The 13,414-nt window shown below is 38.8% G+C and carries 8 protein-coding genes, 1 tRNA gene and 3 rRNA genes (1 of these 12 only partly in view); 2 read left to right on the plus strand and 10 right to left on the minus strand.

Annotated features, from left to right (window positions below; all coding sequences use genetic code 11):
- Positions 1-137: 137 nt before the first annotated feature.
- Genes MHB47_RS11785 through MHB47_RS11800 form a run of 4 tightly spaced genes read right to left on the minus strand, consistent with a single transcriptional unit; the run spans position 138 to position 4,644 of the window.
- A complete protein-coding gene (locus MHB47_RS11785) occupies positions 138-2,600 on the minus strand; it encodes an ATP-dependent Clp protease ATP-binding subunit (protein WP_340756850.1) in 2,463 nt (820 codons plus the stop codon).
- A gap of 11 nt (positions 2,601-2,611) precedes the next feature.
- The gene (locus MHB47_RS11790) at positions 2,612-3,622 is read right to left on the minus strand and encodes a protein arginine kinase (protein WP_021339720.1); all 1,011 of its coding nucleotides are present in this window, start codon (positions 3,620-3,622) and stop codon (positions 2,612-2,614) included.
- A complete protein-coding gene (locus MHB47_RS11795; RefSeq protein WP_107519094.1) occupies positions 3,615-4,166 on the minus strand; it encodes a UvrB/UvrC motif-containing protein in 552 nt (183 codons plus the stop codon). The genes MHB47_RS11790 and MHB47_RS11795 overlap by 8 nt, the downstream gene beginning before the upstream one ends.
- Before the next feature lie 16 nt (positions 4,167-4,182).
- On the minus strand, positions 4,183-4,644 hold the full coding sequence (locus MHB47_RS11800; protein ID WP_002508589.1) for a CtsR family transcriptional regulator: 462 nt from the start codon (positions 4,642-4,644) through the stop codon (positions 4,183-4,185).
- A 155-nt stretch (positions 4,645-4,799) separates the two neighbouring features.
- Between MHB47_RS11800 and MHB47_RS11805 the strand changes: the two genes are divergently transcribed.
- Complete coding sequence (locus MHB47_RS11805; RefSeq protein WP_340756853.1) at positions 4,800-6,014, plus strand: NupC/NupG family nucleoside CNT transporter; 1,215 nt, start codon at positions 4,800-4,802, stop codon at positions 6,012-6,014.
- Positions 6,015-6,259: 245 nt separating this feature from the next.
- Here the strand turns inward: MHB47_RS11805 and pdxT are convergent, their stop codons facing one another.
- Both pdxT and pdxS read right to left on the minus strand, forming a co-directional pair.
- Complete coding sequence (gene pdxT / locus MHB47_RS11810) at positions 6,260-6,835, minus strand: pyridoxal 5'-phosphate synthase glutaminase subunit PdxT (RefSeq protein ID WP_340756854.1); 576 nt, start codon at positions 6,833-6,835, stop codon at positions 6,260-6,262.
- Position 6,836: 1 nt separating this feature from the next.
- On the minus strand, positions 6,837-7,724 hold the full coding sequence (pdxS, locus tag MHB47_RS11815) for a pyridoxal 5'-phosphate synthase lyase subunit PdxS (RefSeq protein ID WP_002508592.1): 888 nt from the start codon (positions 7,722-7,724) through the stop codon (positions 6,837-6,839).
- A 100-nt stretch (positions 7,725-7,824) separates the two neighbouring features.
- Here pdxS and pdxR point away from each other — a divergent pair, with 100 nt between their 5' ends.
- Positions 7,825-9,210, plus strand: coding sequence for a MocR-like pyridoxine biosynthesis transcription factor PdxR (gene pdxR / locus MHB47_RS11820; protein ID WP_340756856.1), 1,386 nt, complete (start codon positions 7,825-7,827; stop codon positions 9,208-9,210).
- 231 nt (positions 9,211-9,441) lie between these two features.
- On the opposite strand, the gene rrf is transcribed toward pdxR, so the two are convergent.
- From rrf to MHB47_RS11840, 4 genes are all read right to left on the minus strand, one after another.
- Positions 9,442-9,556: ribosomal RNA gene (rrf, locus tag MHB47_RS11825) — 5S ribosomal RNA — on the minus strand.
- A gap of 81 nt (positions 9,557-9,637) precedes the next feature.
- Positions 9,638-12,561 (minus strand): 23S ribosomal RNA (locus tag MHB47_RS11830).
- A 193-nt stretch (positions 12,562-12,754) separates the two neighbouring features.
- Positions 12,755-12,831: transfer RNA gene (locus MHB47_RS11835), tRNA-Ile, on the minus strand.
- 103 nt (positions 12,832-12,934) lie between these two features.
- Positions 12,935-13,414 (minus strand): 16S ribosomal RNA (locus MHB47_RS11840) (it continues 1,073 nt past the right edge of the window).
- The 16S, 23S and 5S rRNA genes sit together here with 1 tRNA gene alongside, the layout of an rRNA operon.

Below are 13,414 nucleotides of genomic sequence, written 5' to 3' on the forward strand. Positions count from 1 at the left end.
TATCGAATGAAAATGATATCCTAGTTTTTAAAGAATGATTTAAACTTTCTATTATTAAATAAAAAGCGCCTCTCAAAGGCGAACTAACACATTTGAGAGGCGCTATAATTTAATAAGCTCACTTTTAGTGATTAAACTTATGATTCTGTTGTTTCTTTATCTTTCTTTTTTTCTTTTCTATCTTGAATATTATATTTAAATTCTTTGCCATCATGATCAATTTCGACTTTTTTACCTTCAATTTGATTACCGTCTAAAATTAATTCACTTAGGTTATCTTCTACTGTTTTTTGAATTGCACGAATTAATGGTCTAGCACCATACTCTGGATCGTAGCCTTCTTCAGCAATTTTTTCTTTTGCCGCATCTGTAACTTCGATGTTGATATCTTGTTCAGATAGACGATCTGTTAGTTTGTTAATCATCATTGTTACAATTTCTTTCAATTCTTCTTTAGAAAGTTTGTGGAATACAATAATGTCATCAACACGGTTTAAGAATTCTGGACGGAAAGCATTTTTCAATTCTTTCATCATTGTGTTACGAATTGTTTCGTAATCTTGGCCTTCTGATGCGCCACCGAAACCTGCAAAGCGTTGATCTTGTAATTCTTGTGCGCCAACGTTTGATGTCATAATAATTACTGTATTACGAAAATCTACACGACGTCCTTTTGTATCAGTAAGATGTCCATCATCAAGCACTTGTAACAAGATGTTAAATACATCTGGATGTGCTTTTTCAATTTCATCAAATAAGATAACTGAATAAGGTTTACGTCTTACTTTTTCAGTCAATTGACCACCATCATCATGTCCTACATAACCTGGAGGCGCACCAACTAAACGACTGACTGCATGTTTCTCCATAAATTCACTCATATCCACACGAATCATTGCGTCATCTTCACCAAACATAGACTCTGCTAAAGCACGAGCTAATTCAGTTTTACCTACACCTGTAGGACCTAAGAAGATAAAGCTACCGATAGGACGTTTAGGATCTTTCAACCCAGCTCTCGCACGTCTAACTGCTTTACTGATAGACGTTACAGCAGCTTTTTGTCCAATAACTCTGTTATGAAGTGTATCTTCTAAGTTTAATAAACGATCTGATTCAGTTTCATTAATTTTCGTTAATGGAATACCAGTCCAGCCAGCGATAACTTCTCCGATATCTTCTTCTGATAAAGAAGTATTCTCGCCATTTTGTGCGTTCTTCCAATTATTATTAGCTTCTTCGTATTGTTTTTCTAATTTCGTTTGTTTATCACGAAGATTTGCTGCATTTTCAAATTCTTGTGAATGTACTGCAGCGTCTTTTTCATTTTTAACTTGCTCAATTTCTTGTTCTAATTCTTTCAAGTTCGGTGGTGTAGTATGACTTCTAAGTCTAACTTTAGAACTTGCTTCATCAATTAAGTCGATTGCTTTATCAGGTAAGAAACGATCTGAAACATAACGGTGACTTAAAGTAGCTGCTGAAATTACCGCTTCATCTGAAATGTTAATACGGTGATGTGCTTCATAACGATCACGTAATCCTTTTAAGATTTCAATTGTATCTTCAACTGTTGGTTCACCGACTTGAACTGGTTGGAAACGACGTTCAAGTGCCGCATCTTTTTCAATGTTTTTACGATATTCATCTAATGTCGTTGCACCGATACATTGTAGTTCTCCTCGTGCAAGTGCAGGTTTCAAGATGTTTGATGCATCAATAGCACCTTCCGCACCGCCTGCGCCAACTAATGTGTGTAATTCATCGATGAATAGTATAACGTCACCTGCTTGATGAATTTCTTCCATTACTTTTTTCAAACGCTCTTCAAATTCGCCTCGATATTTCGTTCCAGCTACAACTGTTCCCATATCAAGTGACATTACGCGTTTGCCTTTAAGTGTCTCAGGCACTTCATTTTTAATAATTGATTGAGCTAGGCCTTCTGCAATTGCAGTTTTACCTACACCTGGTTCACCAATCAGTACTGGGTTGTTTTTAGTACGACGACTTAAAACTTCAATTACTCTTGTAATTTCTTTGTCTCTACCAATAACTGGATCTAGTGTGCCATCTTTTGCAATAACAGTTAAGTCACGTGCAAGGCTATCTAAGGTTGGTGTGTTATTAGATTTATTAGCTTGTGCATTTTTATTACTTAATTCTGGACTACCTAATGCTTTAACAACTTGTGCACGTGCTTTAGTTATATTTAAGTCTAAGTTTGCAAATACACGTGCTGCTACACCTTCATTTTCTCTAATTAAACCAAGTAAAATGTGTTCTGTTCCTACGAAATTATGGTGTAATTTTCTTGCTTCATCCATTGATAATTCAATGACTTTTTTCGCACGAGGTGTATAGTGTAAAGCGCCCATTTGTTCTTGACCATGGCCGATTAATTTTTCTACTTCTTCTACTACTTTTTCTTCAGTAATTTCAAATGATTCTAATACTTTAGCTGCAATACCTTCAGGCTCTTTCATCAACCCTAAAAGTAAATGTTCTGTTCCAATATTTGAATGATTTAAGCGAATTGCTTCTTCTTGAGCATGTGCTAATACACGCTGTGCACGTTCTGTCAGTCTACCAAATAGCATAGCATGACCTCCTAATTTATATGTTCTCTTAATATATCTGCTCTTTTTTCATTTACTACTCTGTCATCTTCATCATCTAATAAGAATGGCGATTGTATTGCTACCATTAACTCATTAAATTTGAAGTTTTCTAATTCAATATAGCCTAAATCAATACCGAGTTTCACTTCACTTAATCTCAGTGATGCTTCCTCCATAGATATCAGTCTACTATATTTTAATATTCCTAACGAACGATATACTCGGTCCAATGTTTCAATGTGATTGTGACGGTTCATACGTTCGCGAATTTGCATTTCTTCATTAATGATTTGTTGTACAACTTCAGTTAAACTTTCGATGATTTCTTCTTCCGTTTTTCCTAAAGTCAGTTGATTTGAAATTTGATAAATATGACCATAAACTTGCGAACTTTCACCAAATATTCCTCTTATCGTAAAACCAAATCTGTTAATCGTTTGAGCGATGCGATTCATACGCTTCATAATTGTTAAACCCGGTAAATGAAGCATCACGCTCGCACGCATGCCAGTTCCAATGTTTGTCGGACAAGTTGTTAAATAACCTAATGTTTCATCAAAACTTACATCCAACTCACTATCAAGTGTATCATCTATAGTAGAAGCATTCTCGTACAATGTTTGCAGTGATAAATCATTTCCCATAGCTTGAATTCGAATATGATCTTCTTCATTCACCATGATACTCAATGATTCATCATCGTTGAGCAACACTGCCGAGGCAGGTTGTCTGATTAATTCAGGACTTATGAGATGTTTCGCAACAAGTTTATATTTGCTTTGCTGATCCATAGTATCTAAGCGTTGCATAAACAAGTCAGGAAGCGCATCCTGTACCTCATTAATCACTCTATAACCATCCTGCTCTGACGGAAACATTAATGGATGGACATGATTTTCTAAGTTTCTAGCCAATCGGATTCTTGAAGACATCACGACAGGGCTTTCTTCTTTATCGCGCATCCATTCACTCATGTATGCACTAATATCATTATCACTCATCATGTTTCACCTCGCCATCGTCTTTCAATGCTTTAATTTCATCCCGAACAATTGCAGCTTCTTCAAAATTCTGATCTTCAATAAGCTGATTTAAATATGAATTTTTTTCTTCAATTTGTTTTTTTAGTGCTAATTTTCTATGCGAAGATCGAGGTGTTTTTCCTGTATGTTCTATTTGACCACCTTGCACACGACGCACAATGTCGACAATGTCATCTTTAAAAGTTGCATAGCAGTTTGCACAACCAAATTTACCAACATGTGCAATATCTTTTAACGTCATATGACAAGTAGGACATCTTTTTTCTTCTTTAAAAGCAATTTCATCAAAATCAATACCATGTTTAGCTGCTAAGTGCTGTAAAATTTGTTTTACCACAAATGCGCCTTCAATATCATCTTGGGATTGTAACTGTTGATTTTGTGTCCAAGGATTGCCACCCTGAGCACATGTCGAACAAACCCATTTTTCATTTACACCGTCTTGTCCTTTTACTGCTACTTTAACTTCTGCTTCGTTTAAATGACAATTTTCGCATAGCACGACTAAACACCTCGCTTTAGTAATAATTTATTACAGGTAATAAACGTTTAATAATATTAGCCCGTATAATATCTCTCGATAATACATCCATTTTTAATGTTTCTCTATCAATGACAGCATAAATCATTTTTGCTTCACGTTCATTGATATATTTTTTATCTAATAAACCATCTATAATGTAATATGCTTGTTGCTGAGAAATGGATGGTCCTATTAATTGAAGTAAGTGATTAATGTAACCTGTTTCATCTTTATTTTCAATTTTGGTGATTCGGATGTACCCACCGCCACCCCTTTTACTTTCAATTTCATAACCATGTTCATTTGTAAAACGTGTTTTAATTACATAATTCAGTTGAGAAGGCACACAGTCAAAGCGCTGTGCAATATTTGCACGTTGAAGTTCTACAACGTCTTTATTGGTGTCTTCAAATAATTTCTTAATGTACTGTTCTATGATGTCAGACATATTGTGCATGATTATCACCTCTTTTGACCTTCTTTGACTATATTATATGACCAACTTTGACCTTTTTCAACCAATATGATTAAAAAATATTAGTTTAAGGATGTAAGTGCTCTCACTTTTATTGTATTATAGGTAGTAAGAAAAAATTAAAAGGGATGAAAAATATGCATATTATTATCGGTTTAATTGGGATTGTAGTATTTCTTGGGTTAGCCTTTCTTTTCAGCTCCGACAGAAAAAATGTTCGCTGGCAATATGTTGGGTTATTACTTGTAATACAACTTATCATGGCGTTTATTTTGTTAAAAACACAATTTGGGATTACAGTCATTAGTGGTATTTCAACAGGCTTTAATTACTTATTAGCACAAGCAGCAGAAGGTGTAAATTTCGTGTTTGGTGGATTTGAATACATAGATCCAGAAAATCCTCCATTCTTCTTTAACGTATTATTACCAATTGTTTTCATATCAGCATTAATTGGGATTTTACAATATACACGTATTTTACCTGTAATTATTAATGTTTTAGGTTTAGTTATATCTAAAATTAATGGTATGGGTCGTTTAGAATCATATAACGCTGTTGCAGCAGCAATTTTGGGACAATCAGAAGTATTTATTTCGTTGAAAAAGGAACTTGCTCATATTCCAAGTCAACGTCTTTATACTTTAACTGCTTCAGCAATGTCTACCGTTTCTGCATCTATTATCGGTGCTTACTTCGCGTTAATTGAACCACGTTTTGTTGTTACAGCAGTCGTGTTAAACCTCTTCGGTGGTTTCATTATTGCTTCTATCATCAACCCTTACAAAGTTGATCCAAAAGAAGATAAATTAATTCTTGAAGAAAGTGAAACAAATAAGCAATCCTTCTTCGAAATGTTAGGGGAATACATTTTAGATGGGTTTAAAGTAGCAGTCATTGTAGGCGCAATGTTAATTGGTTATATTGCTATTATCGCTTTACTCAATGGCTTAGTTAGTGCCATTTTCACTGGTATTTCAGGTGGTAGTATTACTTGGGACTTCCAAACACTTATCGGTTTCGTATTTGCACCATTCGCATTCTTAGTTGGTGTGCCATGGAATGAAGCTGTACAAGCTGGTTCTATTATGGCAACGAAATTATTATCAAATGAATTTGTAGCAATGCAAAGTCTAAGTGAAGTTAAAAACATGAGTGAACACGCAAAAGGTGTTATCTCAGTATTCGTAGTATCATTCGCAAACTTTAGTTCTATCGGTATTATCTCTGGCGCAATCAAATCGCTTAACAACGAAAAAGGCGATGTGGTAGCACGATTCGGTTTAAAATTATTATTCGGTGCTACATTAGTTTCATTTATTTCTGCAGCCATTGCAGGGTTCTTTATCTAAAGTTTAATATTCAAAAGAGCCTGAGACAAAATACATGTCTCAGGCTCTTTTATTATATTGGCAGTGGCTGACTGAACTTAAAATGCCCTTTTATCAAGCTTTTAAAGAACTACTACTTCATTTATGAAGACAAGTAGTTCTTATGCAAGAGCTTTAGCTCTTGTATTCCATTTTCTAGTCAGCTTTGCCGGGGTGGGACGACGAAATCTTGTTAGAAAAATTAGATTTCTGTCCCACTCCCTTTTTTATACTTTTTCAATTACGGTCGGTTTAACAATCGCTTCAATGAAGTATTGTGTGACTCTATAATCATCCGTTAATTCAGGATGAAATGAAACTCCTAAATAACAGCCTTGTTGAACAGCTACAATTTTGTCACCCACTGTGCTAAGTACACTAGCCTCACCATGCACACTTTCTATATGAGGAGCTCTAATAAATACACCTTCAATATCTTTGGCAATTCCTTTCACATCTAACTCACTTTCAAAGCTATCAACTTGTCGGCCAAAAGAATTTCTTTGAACAGTAATATTCAGTTTATCTAAATAACCTTCTTCGCCAACAATGTTCGCTGCTAAGATAATTAAGCCAGCGCAAGTACCAAACATAGGTAATGTGGATTGTTGCAAAGCATCTTTGAATCCATATAGATTCATTAAGCGACGTAACGTAGTAGATTCTCCGCCTGGTATAATCAATCCATCAATGTCATCCAACTGTTCGACACGCTTAACTGCTACACCTTCATGACCACTTAGTGCAATATGACGTATATGTTCTCTCACAGCGCCTTGTAAGGCTAAAACACCAATTTTCATATTACCATCCACGCTCTTGCATACGCTCTTCTAATGACAACTCATTGATATCTAGCCCTTTCATTGCTGTGCCTAATTCTTTAGCTAGACGTCCAATTAGTTCGTAGTCTTGGTAATGTGTAGTTGCTTGTACAATTGCTTTAGCAAATTTTTCTGGATCTTCTGATTTAAAAATACCAGATCCTACAAATACTCCGTCTGCACCTAATTCCATCATTAAAGCAGCATCTTGAGGCGTTGCTACACCACCAGCTGCAAAATTAACTACTGGTAATTTACCATTTTCTTTAATAGATTTTAAAATTTCATATGGTGCACCAATATTTTTAGCCTCAGTCATAATCTCATCGTCATGCATAACTGTTAAACGACTCACTTCTGAATTGACCTGACGCATATGTCTAACTGCTTCTACGATGTTCCCAGTACCTGGCTCACCTTTAGTACGTAACATTGCAGCACCTTCACCAATACGGCGTGCAGCTTCACCTAAGTTACGGCAACCACATACAAATGGTACAGTGAATGTATCTTTACGTAAATGATACTCTTCATCAGCTGGTGTTAATACTTCAGATTCATCGATATAGTCAACACCCATAGATTCTAATACACGAGCTTCAGTTATATGACCAATACGTCCTTTAGCCATAACTGGTATAGAAACAGCATTCATAACTTCTTCTACAATTTTAGGATTAGCCATACGTGCCACGCCACCTGCAGCTCTAATATCAGAAGGCACACGCTCTAATGCCATTACTGCAACAGCACCTGCATCCTCAGCTATCTTAGCTTGTTCAGCATTTACAACGTCCATAATGACGCCGCCCTTTTGCATTTCCGCCATTCCTCTTTTAACTCTTTCAGATCCAATTACTTTAGACATATTTATTTAACCCCTTTACTTAGTTGATTAAATTCATTTTAAAAGATAAACTGGTATTTAAAAAGGGACAATTCTAGATTAATTTAGGAGGTCAGTTGTAATGACAAAAGAGCATTTATACATCAATCTATACGAGAATCTAAAAAAACAAATCATTGAAGGCCAATATAAATCAGGAGATAAATTTCCTTCAAAACGCGCGTTAGGGCAACATTTATCTGTAAGCAATACAACAATCGAACATGCTTATCAAATCCTATCAGATGAGGGGTACATATTCGCCAAGCCACGATCAGGCTATTTTGTATCTGACGTTGAAACTTTACCAATTATTACCAGAGAAATACATGCATCAAACACACATCATGAACAAAATAACGACAATCAAACTCAACAAACATATGAATTTGCCTTTAACTTATCAGAAATAGATGCAGAATACTTTCCTATGCAACAATTCAGAAAATATGCGCGCGATGCTTTTGAAGATAGCCAATTAAACTTACTACAACATGCAAATCCCAAAGGAGAATGGACATTACGCCAAGAAATAGCGCATTATTTATTTAATAGTAGAGGCGTAGCATGTCATCCAGAACAAATCATTATCGGTTCTTCTACAGAACAACTTATTAATTTAGTGACTGATATACTGAATAAAGGCCGCTTTTTAATTGAAAATCCTAGCTATCCACCCATCAAACAAGTTTTAGACAAAAAACAAATTACTTATCTTCAAGTACCTGTGAACAATACAGGAATTGAACTAGAATATTTCAACGAATCTAATAATAATATTGCTTATGTTACACCTTCTCATCAGTTCCCTACCGGCTATGTGATGAATTTAAAAAAGCGTACTCAACTTATTCATTGGGCACAGCAATTTGAAAATAGATACATTATTGAAGATGATTATGATTCGGAATTCCGTTACTTTGGAAAACCTATTCCTGCATTACAAAGTTTAGATACAAAAGATAAAGTCATATATATTAGTACATTCTCAAAATCTTTATTCCCAAGTTGCAGAGTTGCCTACCTAGTATTACCTAAAAAATTGTTAAAATTATATAACACACTAGAAAATAAAGAAGGTAATACAGTGCCTTCACATATACAAAAAATGGTTGCAAGCTTCATGCAGTCAGGTAGTTTTGAGAGACATTTAAATAAAATGAGAAATGTTTATAGAGACAAACTTAAATTTATATTAGATGCACTCAAACCCTATGAAGAACAATTAGAAATTGATGGTGCATTAGCAGGCATGCACTTTACACTAACTGTAAAAAATGGTTTGACTATGACGCAATGTTTAAAAAATGCAAAAGAAAACAAATTGAAAATTATTCCTTTTAGTAAATATGATAAATCACAGCAATCTGTAAAATTCATTTTAGGTTTTGGTGGCATACCTTTTTCACAACTAGAAGGACATACCAATGCACTAATTCGTTCTTTGACAATTTTAAAGCATGACTAATATCTAAAGCGTTACTTTCTTGTCAGCAAGATTAGTAGCGCTTATATAAGTAAAGTATCACTTCTTAATTTATAAAGAACCACTTTTTCGCTTGCGAAATTAGTAGTTCTTATACAAGAGCACCAGCTCTTGTAATCCTTAAATTAAACTCATCTCTATCGGACCATCCGCTCTTTTTTGCGCACAAAAAAAGAGACCTCTCGGTCTCGGCTCATCGCATCCTATAATGCTGCCTGGCAACGTCCTACTCTTGCGGAACGTAAGTCCGACTACCATCGGCGCTAAGGAGCTTAACTACTGTGTTCGGCATGGGAACAGGTGTGACCTCCTTGCCATTGTCACCAGACAATGAACTGTATAAAAAATTATACATTCAAAACTAGATAGTAAGTAAAATTTGATAATACCAAACAAAACACTTTTAAATTTGATTAAGTCTTCGATCGATTAGTATTCGTCAGCTCCACATATCGCTATGCTTCCACCTCGAACCTATTAACCTCATCATCTTTGAGGGATCTTATAACCGAAGTTGGGAAATCTCATCTTGAGGGGGGCTTCATGCTTAGATGCTTTCAGCACTTATCCCGTCCATACATAGCTACCCAGCGATGCCGTTGGCACGACAACTGGTACACCAGAGGTATGTCCATCCCGGTCCTCTCGTACTAAGGACAGCTCCTCTCAAATTTCCTGCGCCCACGACGGATAGGGACCGAACTGTCTCACGACGTTCTGAACCCAGCTCGCGTACCGCTTTAATGGGCGAACAGCCCAACCCTTGGGACCGACTACAGCCCCAGGATGCGATGAGCCGACATCGAGGTGCCAAACCTCCCCGTCGATGTGAACTCTTGGGGGAGATAAGCCTGTTATCCCCGGGGTAGCTTTTATCCGTTGAGCGATGGCCCTTCCATGCGGAACCACCGGATCACTAAGTCCGTCTTTCGACCCTGCTCGACTTGTAAGTCTCGCAGTCAAGCTTCCTTATGCCTTTACACTCTATGAATGATTTCCAACCATTCTGAGGAAACCTTTGAGCGCCTCCGTTACTCTTTAGGAGGCGACCGCCCCAGTCAAACTGTCCATCTGACACTGTCTCCCACCATGATAAATGGTGCGGGTTAGAAATCCAACACAGCAAGGGTAGTATCCCACCAACGCCTCGACGTAAGCTGGCGCTCACGTTTCAAAGGCTCCTACCTATCCTGTACAAGTTGTACCGAATTTCAATATCAGACTACAGTAAAGCTCCACGGGGTCTTTCCGTCCTGTCGCGGGTAACCTGCATCTTCACAGGTACTATGATTTCACCGAGTCTCTCGTTGAGACAGTGCCCAAATCGTTACGCCTTTCGTGCGGGTCGGAACTTACCCGACAAGGAATTTCGCTACCTTAGGACCGTTATAGTTACGGCCGCCGTTTACTGGGGCTTCGATTCGTAGCTTCGCCGAAGCTAACCACTCCTCTTAACCTTCCAGCACCGGGCAGGCGTCAGCCCCTATACATCACCTTACGGTTTAGCAGAGACCTGTGTTTTTGATAAACAGTCGCTTGGGCCTATTCACTGCGGCTCTCCTGGGCGTTAACCCTAAAGAGCACCCCTTCTCCCGAAGTTACGGGGTCATTTTGCCGAGTTCCTTAACGAGAGTTCGCTCGCTCACCTTAGAATTCTCATCTTGACTACCTGTGTCGGTTTGCGGTACGGGCACCAAAATTCTAGCTAGAGGCTTTTCTTGGCAGTGTGAAATCAACGACTCGAGGAAACAATTTCCTCTCCCCATCACAACTTGACCTTAAGAGTGCCGGATTTGCCTAACACTCAGTCTCATTGCTTGGACGTACAATCCAATAGTACGCTTCGCCTATCCTACTGCGTCCCCCCATCGCTTAAAACGAAATTTGGTGGTACAGGAATATCAACCTGTTATCCATCGCCTACGCCTATCGGCCTCAGCTTAGGACCCGACTAACCCAGAGCGGACGAGCCTTCCTCTGGAAACCTTAGTCAATCGGTGGACGGGATTCTCACCCGTCTTTCGCTACTCACACCGGCATTCTCACTTCTAAGCGCTCCACATGTCCTTGCGATCATGCTTCAACGCCCTTAGAACGCTCTCCTACCACTGTCCTTACGGACAATCCACAGCTTCGGTAATATGTTTAGCCCCGGTACATTTTCGGCGCAGTGTCACTCGACTAGTGAGCTATTACGCACTCTTTAAATGATGGCTGCTTCTAAGCCAACATACTAGTTGTCTGGGCAACGCCACATCCTTTTCCACTTAACATATATTTTGGGACCTTAGCTGGTGGTCTGGGCTGTTTCCCTTTCGAACACGGACCTTATCACCCGCGTTCTAACTCCTAAGATAAAATTGATTGGCATTCGGAGTTTGTCTGAATTCGGTAACCCGATAAGGGCCCCTCGTCCAAACAGTGCTCTACCTCCAATAATCATTACTTAAGGCTAGCCCTAAAGCTATTTCGGAGAGAACCAGCTATCTCCAGGTTCGATTGGAATTTCTCCGCTACCCACAACTCATCCGCTCACTTTTCAACGTAAGTCGGTTCGGCCCTCCATTCAGTGTTACCTGAACTTCAGCCTGGTCATGGGTAGATCACCTGGTTTCGGGTCTACGACCAAATACTCAACGCCCTATTCAGACTCGCTTTCGCTACGGCTCCACATTAACTGCTTAACCTTGCATCAAATCGTAACTCGCCGGTTCATTCTACAAAAGGCACGCCATCACCCATTAACGGGCTCTGACTACTTGTAAGCACACGGTTTCAAGTTCTATTTCACTCCCCTTCCGGGGTACTTTTCACCTTTCCCTCACGGTACTGGTTCACTATCGGTCACTAGAGAGTATTTAGCCTTGGGAGATGGTCCTCCCGGATTCCGACGGAATTTCTCGTGTTCCGTCGTACTCAGGATCCACTCAAGAGTGAACAAACTTTCGACTACAGGATTATTACCTTCTTTGATTCATCTTTCCAGATGATTCGTCTAATTTGTTCTTTTGTAACTCCGTATAGAGTGTCCTACAACCCCAACAAGCAAGCTCGTTGGTTTGGGCTCTTCCCGTTTCGCTCGCCGCTACTCAGGGAATCGATTTTTCTTTCTCTTCCTGCGGGTACTAAGATGTTTCAGTTCCCCGCGTCTGCCTTCAGATATGCTATGTATTCACATATCGATAACACGACATAACTCGTGTTGGGTTTCCCCATTCGGAAATCTCTGGATCAAAGCTTACTTACAGCTCCCCAAAGCATATCGTCGTTAGTAACGTCCTTCGTAGGCTTCTAGTGCCAAGGCATCCACCGTGCGCCCTTAATAACTTAATCTTTTCGACCTTCAACACGATAAAATCGGTTGAAAACCTAAAATGTTATTAATCTGTGAGTGTTCTTTCGAACACTAGCGATTATTTCTATTTTTTTGAATTCAAGCTTTTTAAAACTCTAATTCACTCGGTTTTGCTTGGTAAAATCATAAATTTTACTTACATATCTAGTTTTCAATGTACAAATAAAAAAATGGTGGGCCTAAGTGGACTCGAACCACCGACCTCACGCTTATCAGGCGTGCGCTCTAACCAGCTGAGCTATAGGCCCATTCATTTATAGAATACTCTAATGAGCATTCAAAACTGAATACAATATGTCAATGTCATTCCTCTTCATCTTCTCAAGGAAGATGTTCCGAATATATCCTTAGAAAGGAGGTGATCCAGCCGCACCTTCCGATACGGCTACCTTGTTACGACTTCACCCCAATCATTTGTCCCACCTTCGACGGCTAGCTCCATAAATGGTTACTCCACCGGCTTCGGGTGTTACAAACTCTCGTGGTGTGACGGGCGGTGTGTACAAGACCCGGGAACGTATTCACCGTAGCATGCTGATCTACGATTACTAGCGATTCCAGCTTCATGTAGTCGAGTTGCAGACTACAATCCGAACTGAGAACAACTTTATGGGATTTGCATGACCTCGCGGTTTAGCTGCCCTTTGTATTGTCCATTGTAGCACGTGTGTAGCCCAAATCATAAGGGGCATGATGATTTGACGTCATCCCCACCTTCCTCCGGTTTGTCACCGGCAGTCAACCTAGAGTGCCCAACTAAATGCTGGCAACTAAGTTTAAGGGTTGCGCTCGTTGCGGGACTTAACCCAACATCTCACGACACGAGCTGAC

It is taken from the genome of Staphylococcus sp. FSL K6-3157 (genome assembly GCF_038005145.1).
GTDB classification, from domain to species: domain Bacteria; phylum Bacillota; class Bacilli; order Staphylococcales; family Staphylococcaceae; genus Staphylococcus; species Staphylococcus equorum.